General features: G+C 30.3%; 13 protein-coding genes and 3 pseudogenes. 6 read left to right on the forward strand and 10 right to left on the reverse strand.

The window, feature by feature from the left end; translation table 11 throughout:
* Window positions 1–5: 5 nt before the first annotated feature.
* The 3 genes and pseudogenes from sek to sph form a co-directional block, all read left to right on the forward strand.
* Window positions 6–734 (forward strand): staphylococcal enterotoxin type K, encoded by a 729-nt coding sequence (gene sek / locus IDG66_RS02900; RefSeq protein ID WP_000733771.1) that lies wholly within the window; start codon window positions 6–8, stop codon window positions 732–734.
* 83 nt (window positions 735–817) lie between these two features.
* Complete coding sequence (locus tag IDG66_RS02905; protein WP_000857182.1) at window positions 818–1,855, forward strand: tyrosine-type recombinase/integrase; 1,038 nt, start codon at window positions 818–820, stop codon at window positions 1,853–1,855.
* Window positions 1,856–1,911: 56 nt separating this feature from the next.
* A pseudogene (gene sph, locus IDG66_RS02910) lies at window positions 1,912–2,736 on the forward strand (sphingomyelin phosphodiesterase); the annotation flags it as partial.
* Window positions 2,737–2,973: 237 nt separating this feature from the next.
* Here sph and lukG read toward each other — a convergent pair.
* On the reverse strand, window positions 2,974–3,990 hold the full coding sequence (gene lukG, locus IDG66_RS02915) for a bi-component leukocidin LukGH subunit G (RefSeq protein ID WP_000595401.1): 1,017 nt from the start codon (window positions 3,988–3,990) through the stop codon (window positions 2,974–2,976).
* Between the two features lie 21 nt (window positions 3,991–4,011).
* Window positions 4,012–5,064: a bi-component leukocidin LukGH subunit H gene (gene lukH / locus IDG66_RS02920; protein ID WP_000791417.1), complete on the reverse strand. Its 1,053-nt coding sequence runs from the start codon at window positions 5,062–5,064 to the stop codon at window positions 4,012–4,014.
* A 435-nt stretch (window positions 5,065–5,499) separates the two neighbouring features.
* Between lukH and IDG66_RS02925 the strand changes: the two genes are divergently transcribed.
* Entirely contained in the window at window positions 5,500–6,723 is a 1,224-nt protein-coding gene (locus IDG66_RS02925) for an ArgE/DapE family deacylase (protein ID WP_000206623.1), read from the forward strand.
* A gap of 371 nt (window positions 6,724–7,094) precedes the next feature.
* Here the strand turns inward: IDG66_RS02925 and IDG66_RS02930 are convergent.
* Window positions 7,095–7,939 (reverse strand): annotated as a pseudogene (locus IDG66_RS02930) (class I SAM-dependent methyltransferase).
* Between the two features lie 61 nt (window positions 7,940–8,000).
* Window positions 8,001–8,912: an iron-hydroxamate ABC transporter substrate-binding protein gene (locus tag IDG66_RS02935; RefSeq protein ID WP_000825510.1), complete on the reverse strand. Its 912-nt coding sequence runs from the start codon at window positions 8,910–8,912 to the stop codon at window positions 8,001–8,003.
* A 160-nt stretch (window positions 8,913–9,072) separates the two neighbouring features.
* Here IDG66_RS02935 and IDG66_RS02940 point away from each other — a divergent pair, with 160 nt between their 5' ends.
* The gene (locus IDG66_RS02940; protein WP_001045079.1) at window positions 9,073–10,380 is read left to right on the forward strand and encodes a TrkH family potassium uptake protein; all 1,308 of its coding nucleotides are present in this window, start codon (window positions 9,073–9,075) and stop codon (window positions 10,378–10,380) included.
* A gap of 853 nt (window positions 10,381–11,233) precedes the next feature.
* Here the strand turns inward: IDG66_RS02940 and IDG66_RS02945 are convergent.
* The 4 genes from IDG66_RS02945 to IDG66_RS02960 all read right to left on the reverse strand — a co-directional run bounded on the left by IDG66_RS02945 (window position 11,234) and on the right by IDG66_RS02960 (window position 13,336).
* Window positions 11,234–11,677, reverse strand: a complete 444-nt coding sequence (locus IDG66_RS02945; protein ID WP_000022887.1) for a GNAT family N-acetyltransferase — start codon at window positions 11,675–11,677, stop codon at window positions 11,234–11,236.
* Between the two features lie 105 nt (window positions 11,678–11,782).
* Entirely contained in the window at window positions 11,783–12,220 is a 438-nt protein-coding gene (locus IDG66_RS02950; RefSeq protein ID WP_072419900.1) for a hypothetical protein, read from the reverse strand.
* Window positions 12,221–12,536: 316 nt separating this feature from the next.
* Window positions 12,537–13,127 (reverse strand): terminase small subunit, encoded by a 591-nt coding sequence (locus IDG66_RS02955; RefSeq protein WP_001293059.1) that lies wholly within the window; start codon window positions 13,125–13,127, stop codon window positions 12,537–12,539.
* A complete protein-coding gene (locus IDG66_RS02960) occupies window positions 13,124–13,336 on the reverse strand; it encodes a LuxR C-terminal-related transcriptional regulator (RefSeq protein ID WP_206172175.1) in 213 nt (70 codons plus the stop codon). The genes IDG66_RS02955 and IDG66_RS02960 overlap by 4 nt, the downstream gene beginning before the upstream one ends.
* Before the next feature lie 60 nt (window positions 13,337–13,396).
* Here IDG66_RS02960 and IDG66_RS02965 point away from each other — a divergent pair.
* Window positions 13,397–13,943 (forward strand): annotated as a pseudogene (locus IDG66_RS02965) (site-specific integrase); the annotation flags it as partial.
* 94 nt (window positions 13,944–14,037) lie between these two features.
* On the opposite strand, the gene groL reads toward IDG66_RS02965, so the two are convergent.
* Together groL and groES are read right to left on the reverse strand one after the other, a co-directional pair.
* The gene (gene groL / locus IDG66_RS02970; protein ID WP_000240642.1) at window positions 14,038–15,654 is read right to left on the reverse strand and encodes a chaperonin GroEL; all 1,617 of its coding nucleotides are present in this window, start codon (window positions 15,652–15,654) and stop codon (window positions 14,038–14,040) included.
* A gap of 75 nt (window positions 15,655–15,729) precedes the next feature.
* Window positions 15,730–16,014 (reverse strand): co-chaperone GroES, encoded by a 285-nt coding sequence (groES, locus tag IDG66_RS02975; protein WP_000917289.1) that lies wholly within the window; start codon window positions 16,012–16,014, stop codon window positions 15,730–15,732.
* Window positions 16,015–16,225: the final 211 nt, after the last annotated feature.

Consider the following 16,225-nt stretch of genomic DNA (forward strand, 5'->3'; position numbering starts at 1 on the left):
AGGCAATGAAAAAATTAATAAGCATCTTATTAATAAATATAATAATTTTAGGTGTCTCTAATAATGCCAGCGCTCAAGGTGATATAGGAATTGATAATCTCAGGAATTTTTATACAAAAAAAGACTTTATAAATTTAAAAGATGTAAAAGACAATGATACTCCTATAGCTAATCAACTACAATTTTCAAATGAATCCTATGATTTAATTTCAGAATCAAAAGATTTTAATAAATTTAGTAATTTCAAAGGAAAAAAACTTGATGTTTTTGGTATTAGTTATAATGGCCAGTGTAACACTAAATACATATATGGTGGAATCACAGCTACTAACGAATATCTAGATAAACCTAGAAATATACCTATAAATATATGGATCAATGGAAATCACAAAACTATTTCTACCAATAAAGTTTCGACAAATAAAAAATTTGTTACCGCTCAAGAGATTGATATCAAATTAAGAAGGTACCTTCAAGAAGAATACAACATTTATGGACATAACGGCACTAAAAAAGGAGAAGAATACGGTCATAAATCAAAATTTTATTCTGGGTTTAATATTGGTAAAGTAACGTTTCATTTAAATAATAATGACACCTTTTCATATGATTTATTCTACACAGGAGATGATGGGCTACCAAAAAGTTTTTTAAAAATTTATGAAGACAATAAAACTGTAGAGTCTGAGAAATTCCATTTGGATGTCGATATCTCTTATAAAGAAACAAAATAAACCTATTAATTATATTATAATCATTATTTTTCGGGTAGCTCGCCTACCCTTATTATTTTTTGCCAATTTTGAGGAGGGAACGCATGAAAACACGTTGTTACGATGGTAAAAAATGGCAATATGAATTTAAGCATGAAGGAAAAAGATACCGTAAGAAAGGTTTTAGAACAAAGCGTGAAGCTAATTCTGCTGGACTAGACAAGTTAAATGAGTTAAGAAGTGGTTTTAATATAGATAACTATATAACTCTTGAAGAATACTTCGAAAATTGGATTAAAACGTATAAACAACCTGTTGTTAAAGAAAATACCTACCGTCATTATAGAAATGCATTACAACATATACAAAAACATAAAATAGGTAAAATGGAGTTATCAAAGATAAATAGACAAGTTTATCAGAAATTCATAAACGACTATTCAAAAGAACACGCAAAAGAAACTATAAGAAAAACAAACGGTGCTATTCGGTCAGCTTTAGATGACGCATTATATGATGGATTTATTTTTAAAAACCCCGCTTATAAAGTTAATTATAAAGCCGGAAAACCTACGAAGTCAGAACAAGAAAAATTCATCTCGGTAACTGAATATGAAATACTAAAAGATCACGTCAGAAAGAAGAGAACTCGTTCATCATTAGCGTTATTCATAATGATTTGTACGGGTTGTCGTGTCAGTGGTGCAAGAAATATAAAGACTGAGCATATCAACCAAGTGAAAAACACTATATTTATTGACGAGCGAAAAACCGATACTTCCCCTAGATATATCAGTATCGCTAAATCTGATATGAAACACATTATGGACGTCATAAGTACATTTGCAATTAGCTATGATGGTTACATTTTCAAAGAAGCCGGATCTATAATTAACCTTCAGGCTATCAATAATGCTTTGAAATCAGCCTGTAGAGTCAATAATATACCAATTATTACATCGCACGCATTAAGACACACTCATTGTTCTTATTTACTAGCAAAAGGTGTATCTATACATTACATTTCTAAAAGATTAGGTCATAAAAATATAGCAATAACTACATCCGTGTATTCTCATTTGTTAGAAGAAAAATTTAATGAAGAGGACAAAAAAACAACTAAAATTTTAGAAAGTATGTAATTTAGGGACCCATTAGGGACTCCAAACCCAATAAATACTGTTGTTACAAGGTTTCTATGTATCCAAACTGGGGGCAATATAAACGCGCTGATTTAATCGGACAATCTTCTTATATTAAAAATAATGATGTCGTAATATTCAATGAAGCATTTGATAATGGTGCATCAGACAAATTATTAAGTAATGTGAAAAAAGAATATCCTTATCAAACACCTGTACTCGGCCGTTCTCAATCAGGGTGGGACAAAACTGAAGGTAGCTACTCATCAACTGTTGCAGAAGATGGTGGCGTAGCGATTGTAAGTAAATATCCTATTAAAGAAAAAATCCAGCATGTTTTCAAAAGCGGTTGTGGATTCGATAATGATAGCAACAAAGGCTTTGTTTATACAAAAATAGAGAAAAATGGTAAGAACGTTCACGTTATCGGTACACATACACAATCTGAAGATTCACGTTGTGGTGCTGGACATGATCGAAAAATTAGAGCTGAACAAATGAAAGAAATCAGTGACTTTGTTAAAAAGAAAAATATCCCTAAAGATGAAACGGTATATATAGGTGGTGACCTTAATGTTAATAAAGGCACTCCAGAGTTCAAAGATATGCTTAAAAACTTGAATGTAAATGATGTTCTATATGCAGGTCATAATAGCACATGGGACCCTCAATCAAATTCAATTGCGAAATATAATTACCCTAATGGTAAACCAGAACATTTAGACTATATATTTACAGATAAAGATCATAAACAACCAAAACAATTAGTCAATGAAGTTGTGACTGAAAAACCTAAGCCATGGGATGTATATGCGTTCCCATATTACTACGTTTACAATGATTTTTCAGATCATTATCCAATCAAAGCCTATAGTAAATAGTGCTCAACTAACTAATAACTCGCTTCGTTCTAAAAGGTCGAAGCGAGTTATATTGTTAAAATTTGAATTGACTTACATTTTAATAAAATCATCTTAACAATTTTAATTTTTCATTAATACAAGTCTTTACTCTACACTCAAACAAGATTCATACACTGCACATCATAATAAATCTATCTATTCAAATATAAATAAAAGTTACCTACTACATTCTATGTAGCAGGCAACTTTTATTACTTATTTCTTTTCATTATCATTAAGTACTTTTACAAACTTCACATTATGTGTCTTCCAATCAACTTCATATAATGCTGATAATTTTTCTTCTTTTTTATCTACATGGTTTTCACCAGACCAATAGCCCCAGAAACCATGACGATTCCAATCTATTTTAAACTCATCCATTGATCTTTTATAATGAACAACAAATTTTGATTTACCTTCATCTTTTTTATCATGTGACATAACAGCTAAAAATTCTGGATTAAACCCTTCAGAAACAGTTACAGGCATCTTATTCTTAGGAGTAAAATTATCTTTCGCCCATAAATTTCCATTTCGTGTTAAAGAAAAGATTTCACTTTTAGTTCTATTATCACTATCATTAGTTAATTGTCTCGTATGGTCATGTCCCATATTATTTATCAAATGTGCTTCTACTTTCCAACCTACACCTTTATGTGACGTAGATTGATCAAGTAATGTACGATACGATGGTTGTTGATAACTAATCGTCTCTGAATAATTACTCTCTTTTGTAATATTTCCAGTTAACCCTCCACGATTAATCGAAAAATCTCCACCTGTTTTATAACCATACGTATATTTAACTTCTCTTGATTCATCCTGATTTTTTGGTGCAAAGTCAGTCACATTTGTATTGTTGTTGTCATCAACATTTTGAATTGAAACTGAATAAGATCCAGGCCATCTTAATGTACTATTCCAATAACCATTTGGGTCTAGAATTCTTAAACCACTACCTATTGTTCCTTTCGCTTTAATAAATACTGTTTCTTTATCATAATTAGGTTCAGTTAAGAAGTTAAATTGTAAGCTTTGAGTAATATTTTTTTGACTATCACTTGTTGTAGCTGTACGTGTATACATTTTAGTATCACCATCAAGATTCTTCTCAGAAACAGCTTTAATTTCAGAATTAATTTTTGCATAAGAAGTAGCTGGTAATACAGTGAAAGTAGTCGATAGTGCTAACGTACAAATTGTGATATTTTTATATAGTTGTTTAATCATTTGTAATCCTTCCCTTCGATTTTATCCTTCTCTAAATGATTTATTATCAGAGTATTTATCAACGACTTTAACTGTTTTATTTTTCCAATCAACTTCATAAGTGACAATTAATCTTTGACCTTCTTTATTTTTTTCTAAAATTGGAGGTGCATAATGTATTCCAGGTCTGTTTTTCAAAATATCTTGATTTCGTGTGTATGTTACTTCAAATTGCGTTTTCTCATTTGACTTTTCATTAGATAAATAAGTTAAAAATTCTGGATTAAAGCCACTTCTTACTAATGCTGGGTATCTATATTTTGAAGCAAAGCTTAGTTCAGGGTTTTCAACAGTAGCAATTCTCGTATTTCTATAGAATAATAATTCATCATTTCTATTTTTCACTTCTCCACCATACTTCAAGTCATTCGCAATAACTGACCAGTGTACATGCCAGTTATTATTTTTACCGCTGGCAATTGTGTCATAATTTTGCTGATTATAACTAATCGTTTTGGAGTAGCTATTTGATGAAGTTCGTCCAATACCTTTCGTTGAATCGAATTTACCACCTGAGCTATATGAAAATGTACTGTCTACTTTCGCAGTTGAAATTTTATTTTTCGGCAATTGGTCTAATATTTCAGTTTTAGGATTTCTTTTTACTTGAAAATCTACATGGTACTCACTTGGATACTTTAACCAATTTGAATTTTTTTCTTCTTTATGAGATTCAAACTTTAAATTTGAATGAATTGAGCCTTGTTTTTTAACAAGTAATACATTCTTGTCATAAGTTGGATCATCGATAAAGTCGAATTGTAAATTTTGGAGTATATTTGTTTTCTCATCATATACAGTTTCAGTTCGTTTTGTGATTTTACCGTTTTTCCCAATATCATCAGGTACTGTTGAATTTTTATCTTTATTAGTAACATTACGTTTCTCTTTTTGTTGAGACTTATCAACATGTTCTTTCTTATTTTGGTCTTGCGAGTCTTTATGAGCTGAATTTGCTTGAGTCGTTGCTGCTGATAACAATAAAATTGCACATGATAATGATGACGCTATTAAAACACGTTTTTTATTTTTCATTGTTATAACCTTCTTTCGTATGATTGATATTTGTTGATATGTATCGACATGTGAATAATATCACAAAAATAGAGAATATATATTTAACTATTTATTAAATGATTTTGTTAATATTATTAAATACTTTATCCTCTTTAAAAATAATGTGTGTACAAAGTCATTAATTTAGTAAATATTTTTATTTAGTAGTTAATAACCATCGATTTGAAATTTATATATAATTATTAGCTAAATAATATCCTGTATCTTTCTCATACAATTTACTATAAAATTAAGCATACCCGATATCAGTGTTAATAAGATCGTTGATACTAGACAGTTAATTTCATAGAACGAAATCAAATAACACGCTACTTTCTGCATTTTAAATTATGTTTAAGAATAAAAATTATGTTTATATAAATATATATACTACTTTGAAAAGGTGTGAGCTTAATGACAACTTTTAGTGAAAAAGAAAAAATTCAATTACTAGCAGATATTGTTGAACTACAAACTGAAAATAATAATGAAATAGACGTTTGTAATTATTTAAAAGATTTATTCGACAAGTACGATATTAAATCTGAAATTTTGAAAGTTAATGAACACCGCGCCAATATCGTTGCAGAAATCGGTAACGGCTCACCTATACTCGCATTGAGTGGTCATATGGATGTTGTTGATGCAGGAAATCAAGATAATTGGACTTATCCCCCTTTTCAACTCACAGAAAAAGCTGGCAAATTATACGGTCGAGGCACAACGGATATGAAAGGCGGTCTGATGGCTTTGGTCATCACACTCATTGAATTAAAAGAACAAAATCAATTGCCTCAAGGAACGATAAGATTACTAGCTACTGCTGGCGAAGAGAAAGAACAAGAAGGTGCCAAATTATTAGCTGATAAAGGCTATTTAGACGATGTCGATGGCTTAATTATTGCTGAACCAACTGGATCTGGAATTTATTATGCACATAAGGGGTCTATGTCATGTAAAGTAACTGCAACTGGTAAAGCTGTCCATAGCTCAGTTCCATTTATTGGTGACAATGCAATTGATACACTGCTTGAATTTTATAATCTATTTAAAGAAAAATATTCAGAGCTTAAACAACAAGATACTAAACATGAATTAGATGTTGCGCCTATGTTCAAATCATTGATTGGAAAAGAAATTTCTGAAGAGGATGCAAATTATGCATCTGGTCTTACAGCTGTATGTTCGATTATAAATGGCGGCAAACAATTTAACTCTGTACCAGATGAAGCTTCACTTGAATTTAACGTAAGACCAGTTCCTGAGTATGATAACGACTTTATAGAATCGTTTTTCCAAAATATCATTAATGATGTGGATAGCAATAAGCTTTCACTCGATATTCCAAGCAATCACCGACCTGTAACAAGCGATAAAAATAGCAAATTAATTACTACGATTAAAGATGTAGCTTCTAGTTATGTAGAACAAGACGAAATATTTGTTTCAGCGCTTGTAGGTGCAACAGATGCCTCTAGTTTCTTAGGAGATAATAAGGACAATGTTGATTTAGCCATTTTTGGACCAGGTAATCCATTAATGGCACATCAAATCGATGAATATATTGAAAAAGATATGTATCTGAAATATATTGATATTTTTAAAGAGGCTTCCATTAAATATTTAAAAGAGAAATAAGAACGATGCTGTCAGCTGCCCTATTCGCATGCTGGCAGTTTTTTATTGCGAATTTTAAGTTGATAGAAATAACGATGAATATTGTTTGAATGTAAATATTCAAATATCAACAAGCACATTTTCATTGATTAAGTGATGTAAAACTGAAATTATTGTGCTGATTTGTCATACATATATTGACTAATGGTCATATAAAAAGATAGCTTCTAATAGTTACATAAAACTCGTAAAAACCTTCTCGTAAAAGGAATGGGACATAAATCCCTAGAAAACAGCAGCTCAACGAGCTGTAAATTATCAAATACATTTGAAAAAAGCTGATTTCTATCAAATAATTTATAGAAATCAGCTTTTTTACATTGTCTAAGAACTTAATGTCTCTGTCTCTTTGGAACTTTATATTTCATAAGTACTATTTTATTGTTTAACCTTTTTTTAAATAAGGTATAAATCTACAATATCCAAATAAGCCCCATCGATTCTTATAATAGTCAAAATAATTATATTCATGTATTACTCTTATTGTATTTGGTAAAATTTCATTCAATTTTTTTAAATCATTGTAACCATATTTAAAAACAGGTTGTGAGGATAACTTTGATACCGATTGATGTCTCTTTGTATTATTCGCAATTGTTTTTGAGCAAAATTCAATCGCAAATGTCAAATTATGATCTCCCATCTTTTTGATAATAGTGTCCAATAATTGAGTCATTACACTCTCATCAAAATACATCAATACACCTTCAATAATAAACAATATATCTGACTTACTATTAAAAAATTTATAATTTTTGACATCATCAATCCAACTGTAATCTAGCATAGATTTAGATATCATCTTATAACTATTACTTTCTTTAAAAAATGTTTTTCGTATTTCTATTGATTCTGGTACATCTAAATCTATCCATGATATTTTTTCTTTATTAAATCTTTGAAACCTTGTATCTAAGCCACAACCTATATTGACCACGATTAAATCTTTATTATCCTTGATAAGCCTCTTAGTAACACAATCTATTATCACAGTACGTATACTAATTCCAATTTGAGACATGTCATCACATGTAACATTTTTGTACATATCATCTAAACCATCAAATATTTTTTTAGATAGTGCGTCTTTTATTATTGGTTTTTCGTTTTCGTACTCTTTTGCTCGAGCTATCAAAGGAATTAACATTGATTCGGGAATTCCAACCAGTTGCTTCATTTAATCACTCCTTAAAAACATTAGTACCAATGCATAAGAAAATTTTTACAACTTATTTCTATTATTTTTTATTTAAAATTTCTTTTTTTAATTTACTTCTCAAATGTTCTAATGTAATAGGATCTGTGAACCAATAATCTTCTGCTTTATATGAAATTACATGTCCTTTTTTTACAGCTTCAATATTCTGCCATGTATGTGTTTTTTCAAAATCAAATTTTCCGTACGAAGGTTTACTTAAAAATATATAATCACCAGCATATTTACTAATATTTTCTTTTGAAATGGAAGCATAGCCTTTTTTATCTTCTTGTAATTTATCTTTATATTGCTTTGTCATTGGCATACCGAATGCATCATGAACAATATCCAAACCACGACCCCATGTAGAGTTATATATGTATATTTGCTTTTCATCTGGTTCAAACACAGATGCTGTTGCTTGACCAATTTTACTTTGAATTTCTTTTTTATCTTTTCTAGTTTTATCGTCCCACTCTTCAATCCATTTTTTAGCTTTATCTTCATTATTAGTCAACTTGCCTATTTCTTTTAATATTTCTTTATGATTGTATTTATTGTATGTATATGGGATTGTTGGCGCTATTTTTTGGTATTTTTTTATATTTTTATCCATAGCATCTACAACAATTAAATCTGGTTTTGCTTTAGCAACTCTTTCAACATCATTTTCTCCAATATAATCAACCCCTTTTAAATAAGGTTTTAAAATTGAAGAATCTTTAGTTATATCTGAAACAGCAATTGGTTTGATTCCTAACTTTATAAAATCACCAACATAAAATCCAGTTAATACAGCAACTCTTTTAGGTTTCTCTGGTACTTTCAGTGTTTCACCATTTTCAATTTTATAGTCTGTAGTCTTTGTCGAGTTACTTGTTTTATCGACAGATGCTGAACACGCAGTCAAAATAAATAAATTACATAATAAAATTCCAATTAATCTTTTCATAATATCATCCTTTTGTTTTTTAATTGATATTCATTTTCAATTATAAAATATTAAAAGAATTAGTCAACGCCTGTTAGTAATACACATCAGTAACATTTCTATTTTCATTTATGATATTATCTAATTATTAATTTATAATATAAAGGAGTATGCAATTAAAATGAACAAAGTCCACAAACCTTTATATTTTTATTTAATGCTATTCTTCTCTACAACTATCATAGGTGCACTTTTATTGTATTTACCTTTCACTGGTAAAAAGCCAATATCTTTTTTAGATGCCCTATTTATAGCTTCAAGTGCATTTACAGTTACTGGCCTATCTCCAGTTGATATAGGGTCACAGTTTAATATACTTGGTGAAATAGTAATACTATTATTAATTCAAATAGGTGGTCTGGGTATCGTAACCGTAACCCTATTGACACTAGTATTTTTAAATAGAAAGATATCAATGAAAAATAGATTCTTGATTATGGTTACATGGAATATTGACGAACCTGGTGGTGTTATTAAGCTAATTAAACACTTGGCTATTTATAGTTTAGTCACTGAATTAATTGGTATGATTTGTTTGTGTTTATCTTTTATACCAAAATTTGGTATAGGCAAAGGATTATTTTTAAGTTTATTCACATCAGTATCAGCTTTTAATAATGCCGGATTTGCCCTTTTTAAGAATAACTTAATAGATTATTCTAGTGATCCAATTGTCATTATTACAATCTCAATACTCATAATATTTGGAGGTATTGGACATTTTGTCGTAATAGACTTTATTAATTGTAAAAAATTGAGTAAATTATCTTTACATTCTAAATTAGTCTTAACTACAACTAGTATCCTAATAATTATAGGAGCTATTACATTCTTTTTATTAGAACAGTTTAATACTATGCAACATATGGGACTAGTTGAAAAAATCGGAAATTCTTTTTTCCAATCAGTAACAACACGAACAGCGGGTTTTAACAGTATAGATATAGCAAGCATTAACAAATCTACCGCCTTAATGTTAATGCTACTTATGTTTATTGGTGGTGCCCCTCTCAGTGCAGCTGGAGGAATTAAAATAACTACTTTTGCAGTGGCGTTTATATTTGTTCTAAATTATATACGTAAAGAAAATAATGTTTCAGTATTCAATAAAGAAATATCTGACAAACATATAAAACTATCTATTGTTACCATTAATATCTCATTTCTATTTATCAGTATCATTACTTTTATATTATCGATAATTAATCCGAACATATCATTAATCAAGTTATTATTCGAAGTGGTTTCTGCATTTGGAACAGTCGGGTTAAGTATGAACCTTACCACAGAATATCATGGTATTACTAAAATAATTATTATATTCGTTATGCTTTGCGGTAAAGTAGGACTATTAACTTTATTAAGAACATTTATACCACCAAAAAGTCCTAAAAATTACCGCTACACTAAAGGACAAATTTATCTATAAAATAGCTTATCCATCTTTAACAAGAAATGAACTAGTGTTTTAATCTATTACATTAAAAAAACTACCTAAACAGGTAGTTTTTTATTTATTTTAGGCCCATTAAATGTCTTATGTCTTTAATTAAGTAAAATGCACAAGTACACCTTTAAAAAGATTTACTCAAAACTAAACTATACCTAGTTAACCGCTTGTGATTAAGAAATTTTAAATGTGGTTTCTTTTAATTATGTCAACCACCCATAAGGATTTTAATCAAGCACTCATTCATTCCTGCACTCGCAATATGCATTACTTATAGAAGTGGATGCACTCTCATATTATGGCAATACCATAACTCCCGCACCATAATGATTTAAATACCATTATGAATCTCAATTACAAATTAGCACATAAAAAAGACGCCTCCCATAAGTCTAGTCACCAAATGGAAAACGTCTCGTAATTAAAATATATTTGCGTGCATTCTAATTTGTACTTAGAATACATCATACTCGTTCATAATGTAATTTTCTAATTAGTCAAAACTATATACAGTTTTACATCATTCCCGGCATTATGCACTAATAAAAACTTACTTTAATACACGCTTTAAAGATTATTAAATCAGCGTTTTAATTTTTAGACAACGCTATTATTTTTAGTTTTTCAATTCTATTATGTCATAATTATGTCACTCAAAAACTGTTTTCCAACATTGATTTATTGTTGGAAAATCTCGAAAATCTAGTCCATTTCTCCAACAATCGAAGAATTATGCCCTTTTTTCTCCCTTTAAATAAGTCATAATACGAGGCATACATGCAACATTTACAATAAAATATGTTCCTACATCGTATTATACGAATGCTCACACTTATAGTTGTTTAGTAAACCCAGATGTATTGCTAACATACCCATTATCACTATATAGTTTATGTGCAGATAGTCTTTCATTTCTATTACCACTATTTAGTGTTATTGCTTTACAATTCAACCGTTTAGAAAATTCTTCAGAATCAGCTAATAATCTCTTTCCATAACCTTTTTTCCTAAATTCAGAATGTATAACAAACGCAAGGATTCTCATATACTCTGCATTTTTTTCGTAAAACATCATTTTACACATACCACTTAAACCAATTATTTTATTTTCTTTTATCAAAAGCAGTAGGAAGTAATCATCATGATTCGTTATTTTCTTTAGTCTCTTTTTTAAATCATTCTCATTTGTTGGATAACCTAGATCATCATATAATTTACATAGTTGATTTAATTTTTCAAAATCACTGTTATTAAACAATCTTGTAATTATGCTCATATAACCCACCCTAAAAATATTATGTACCTATTGTTACATACAATAGATACGCAAAATCATTTCTCACTGCAAATCAGGACGTTTCTCAGCGTAAACAAATCATTGCTATTCTTTTGAAAAATATCTGCATATCATCACAGTAATTTTATAACAGATTAATAAAATTAAAAAAAACATAACAACAAGTATTATAATAAATATTATAATAGCTATCGTATTAAATAGTTTAGAATATGCAAACTGAAAAATAAAAATCACAATTAAAATACTAAGTAATGTAAATGGTAATAGCATCATCAGATCTTTAACATTATTTCTTTGTTCTTGCTCCCAATCGCTAATAGCCCTAAAACTACTTTTTTTATCTATAGGCGATGTAAAAATACCATATATTGAAGGTGCTATACCTCCTAAAATAGCAGTTCCCAAAGTTGTCATTACTGAAATTACTGCGAAAGTATCATCCGAAAGCAATAAATTCAAACTAATGCATTGTTTATTACCCATCGAATTTATTGACCAAATAGCTAGAGAAATAAACAACCCAAAATTTAAAATAAATGATATAGTAATAGCAATTGTTGACAAAACACGAAATTTTTCATTTTTATTTATATTATCCATTTTCTCCCTTTTTCTTAAATCATTTTATTATATATTACAATAATTAATCTGAAATGTTGATGTAATTTGAAAAAAATATCATACTTTTACTCCTGAAAACCTCCCTAAATCATCAATATGAAAATCAGCATTAGGATATTGCGTTTACAACTCTTTTAAATCTCACTCATTCTTCTCATCGTCTTAACCGATACTATCAATAAATACTGGCAACACCATAAAATATATACCCAATTTATAAAAACCTAATTGACTCATAATCTTCTAACGGTATATCATCCACAATCACAGTATGATTAGGATTATCGTTAGATACATCTTTCACTGCCTTATCTAACCCCTCATCACCTCCGTCCCATTCACCAATATTAATGAATATAGGTACATTACCGTTTATATCATGCTTATCTGTAAATAATTTATGATATTTACCCAACATTTCACGAGCTTTTAAACGATCACTAGGTTTTATTGGTACCTCTATCAGTTCAACATGTTCATTATAGACTAATTGTACTTTGCCACTTTGTGGATTTTCTTTATATTCTCCACGCTTGACTACAACTTCTTTCGTTTCTGTTTCATCACCGACTGTCGCATTCGTTAGCACATGTAATAACTCTTTTGCGGTTAATACATTCTCATCTATAATCTTATCTTTTTGTTCTTGTATATATTGCTTGATGTGCGGCTTTTTCAATAACCTACACGCTGTCACATGTGCGCTATTTGCGTTATATCCTGCTTTTATGGCACTTTGTGTTACATTCAGTGTTCTAATATACTCATTCACAAAACGTGCTTGCTTTGCAGTTAACTCACTCATTTTATCACCCCCACAATTTTATCTAATATGGTTTCATACCATAATATTACAGATTGTTCTGAACAATCTAAGGCACTACTAATATCTTGATAACTAAGTCCTTGTATAAGGGAGTCAAAAATATAAAACTCTTTATCGGTCGCTAATCTGTCAACAATCATTTCTATGTGATTCTTTATAATATGATCATTGACATTATCGTCTATCATCAATTCGTCAGAATCTTCATCACCTATTAAAAAGAAATCATCAGTATTTATTTCATCATCGCCCCGTTAACTAGCTTTGAAGTCTTTAGCACACTTGCATATACCGGCTGTCGTGCTGGCGAGATACTAGCATTGAAGTGGTCTGATATTGATTTTGAAAACAACACGATTAGTATTACTAAAACATATTACAATCCAAATAATAACAAGAAGAAATTTCAGATACTTCCCCCTAAAACTGAAAGTTCTATCGGTAAGATTTCCGTTGACCCAAATGTAATAAAGGTGTTGCGTGATTATAAGATAAACGTTCAAAATAATTGGAAAAACGAATTATATAATGATAACCATTGTAATGAAAAAACTATCAATGTGGATACAAACCATTATGTCACGTACCAGCATACTCAAAAATATCTCTACGCACTCATTCAGATACACACATTGCGCATTGCTCATAGAATCAGGTGTACACATTAAAGAAATACAAGAACGATTACGGCATAAAGATATCAATACCACTATGAATATCTATGCTAAAATCACAAATTCATACAAAAAAGACGCCTCCCATAAGTTTAGTCACCAAATGGAAGACGTCTCGTAATTAAAATATATTTGCGTGCATTCTAATTTATACTTAGAATGAATCATACTCGTGCATAATGTAATTTTCTAGTTAGTCAAAACTATAAACAGTTTTACATCATTCCTGGCATGCCACCCATGTTAGGTTGGTCATTATTTTTTTCTGGAATTGATGCTACAACCGCTTCAGTCGTTAAGAACATTGCTGCAACACTTGCTGCATGTTGTAATGCTGAGCGTGTTACTTTAGTTGGATCAACGATACCTGCTTCTAACATATTAACCCACTCGTTTGTAGCAGCGTTAAAACCAACACCTGGTTCTGCATTTTTCAAGCGTTCAACGATGACAGAGCCTTCTAATCCTGCATTTTCAGCAATTTGGCGAACTGGTGCAGTTAATGCTTTAAGTACAATATTCACACCTGTTTCAATGTCGCCTTCAGCTTCAATTTCACTTACTTTTTGGTAAACATTTACTAGTGCAGTACCACCACCTGCAACAATACCTTCTTCAACTGCTGCACGTGTAGAGTTTAAAGCATCTTCAATACGTAATTTACGTTCTTTAAGTTCTGTTTCACTTGCTGCACCTACCTTGATAACTGCAACACCGCCTGCTAATTTAGCTAAGCGCTCTTGTAATTTTTCACGATCAAAGTCAGATTCAGTTTCTTCAATTTGAGATTTCAATTGGCTAACACGTGCATCAATGCTGTTTTCGTCACCGTCACCATCAACAACAGTGGTATTATCTTTAGTTACTTCTACTTTACTTGCAGTACCTAACATATCAATTGATGCATCTTTTAAATCTAAGCCTAAATCATCAGTAATCACTTGCGCACCAGTTAAAATAGCTAAATCTTCAAGCATCGCTTTTCTACGATCACCAAAACCAGGTGCTTTTACTGCAACAGCTGTAAATGTGCCACGCATACGGTTTAGCACGATATTTGTTAATGCATCGCCTTCAACTTCATCAGCTACAATTAAGATTGGACGATTAGATTGAACCACTTGTTCTAATAAAGGTAAGATATCTTGGAAAGACGAGATTTTCTTATCTGTTACTAAAATGTATGGGCGTTCTAATTCAGCAACCATTTTATCTGAATCAGTAACCATATACGGTGATTGATAACCACGATCAAATTGCATACCTTCAACCACTTCTAGTTCAGTGTTTAGTCCATTTGATTCTTCAATTGTAATGACACCATCGTTACCTACTTTTTCCATAGCTTCAGAAATATAACGTCCAATTTCTTCATCTGCTGCTGAAATCGCACCTACTTGCGCAATTTCATTTTTATTTTCAACTTTTTGAGAATTTTCATGTAACGCTTCAACAGCAACTTTAACTGCTTTGTCGATACCTTGTCGTAAACCAACTGGGTTCGCACCACTTGTAACATTTTTCAAGCCTTCTTGAATCATTGCTTGAGCTAATACTGTTGCAGTTGTCGTACCGTCACCAGCAATTTCATTTGTCTTATTTGCGACTTCTTGAACTAGTTTAGCTCCCATATTTTCATATGGATCTTCTAATTCGATTTCTTTAGCAATCGTTACACCATCGTTCGTAATTAAAGGTGCTGTAAACTCTTTATCTAATACAACATTACGTCCTTTAGGACCAATCGTTACTTTAACTGCATTTGCAAGTTGGTCAACACCACGTAACATTGCTTGACGCGCATCTTCAGAGAATTTCAATTGTTTAACCATAAATGATAAACCTCCATTTGTTTAGTCATATTTCATTTTCGTTCTTTTTAATTTATCTATGAATTTAGTTTTGTATTATTCAATAACTGCTAAAATATCTTCTTCATTTAATACTAGATATGTTTCATTATCTCGTTTAACTTCTGTACCAGCATATTGTTGGAACACGACACGGTCCCCTTCTTTCACTTCAGGAGTCACTCTTGTACCATCATTTAATAGACGTCCAGTTCCTACTGCAACGATAACGCCTTCGTTTGATTTTTCTTTAGCACTATCAGTTAAAACAATACCACTTTTAGTTGTTTGTTCTTGTTCTTTTTTCTCAATAATCACACGATTTCCAATTGGTTTTAGCATGATTGTTCCTCCTTAAAAAACCTAAAGTTTAGCACTTAACATTAAAGAGTGCTAACATACATTTATAATAATCAAATTTGGTCAAAATTTCAAGTCATAACCTTTTAATTAAGTTTTGTAACTTCAAGTTATTTACGATAAAATAAATTATAAACAAATATTTGGAGGAAAATTATGACAAGATTATGGGCATCATTGCTAACTGTTATTA

The organism is Staphylococcus sp. EG-SA-18 (assembly GCF_017151825.1).
In the GTDB taxonomy this organism is placed as follows: domain Bacteria; phylum Bacillota; class Bacilli; order Staphylococcales; family Staphylococcaceae; genus Staphylococcus; species Staphylococcus aureus.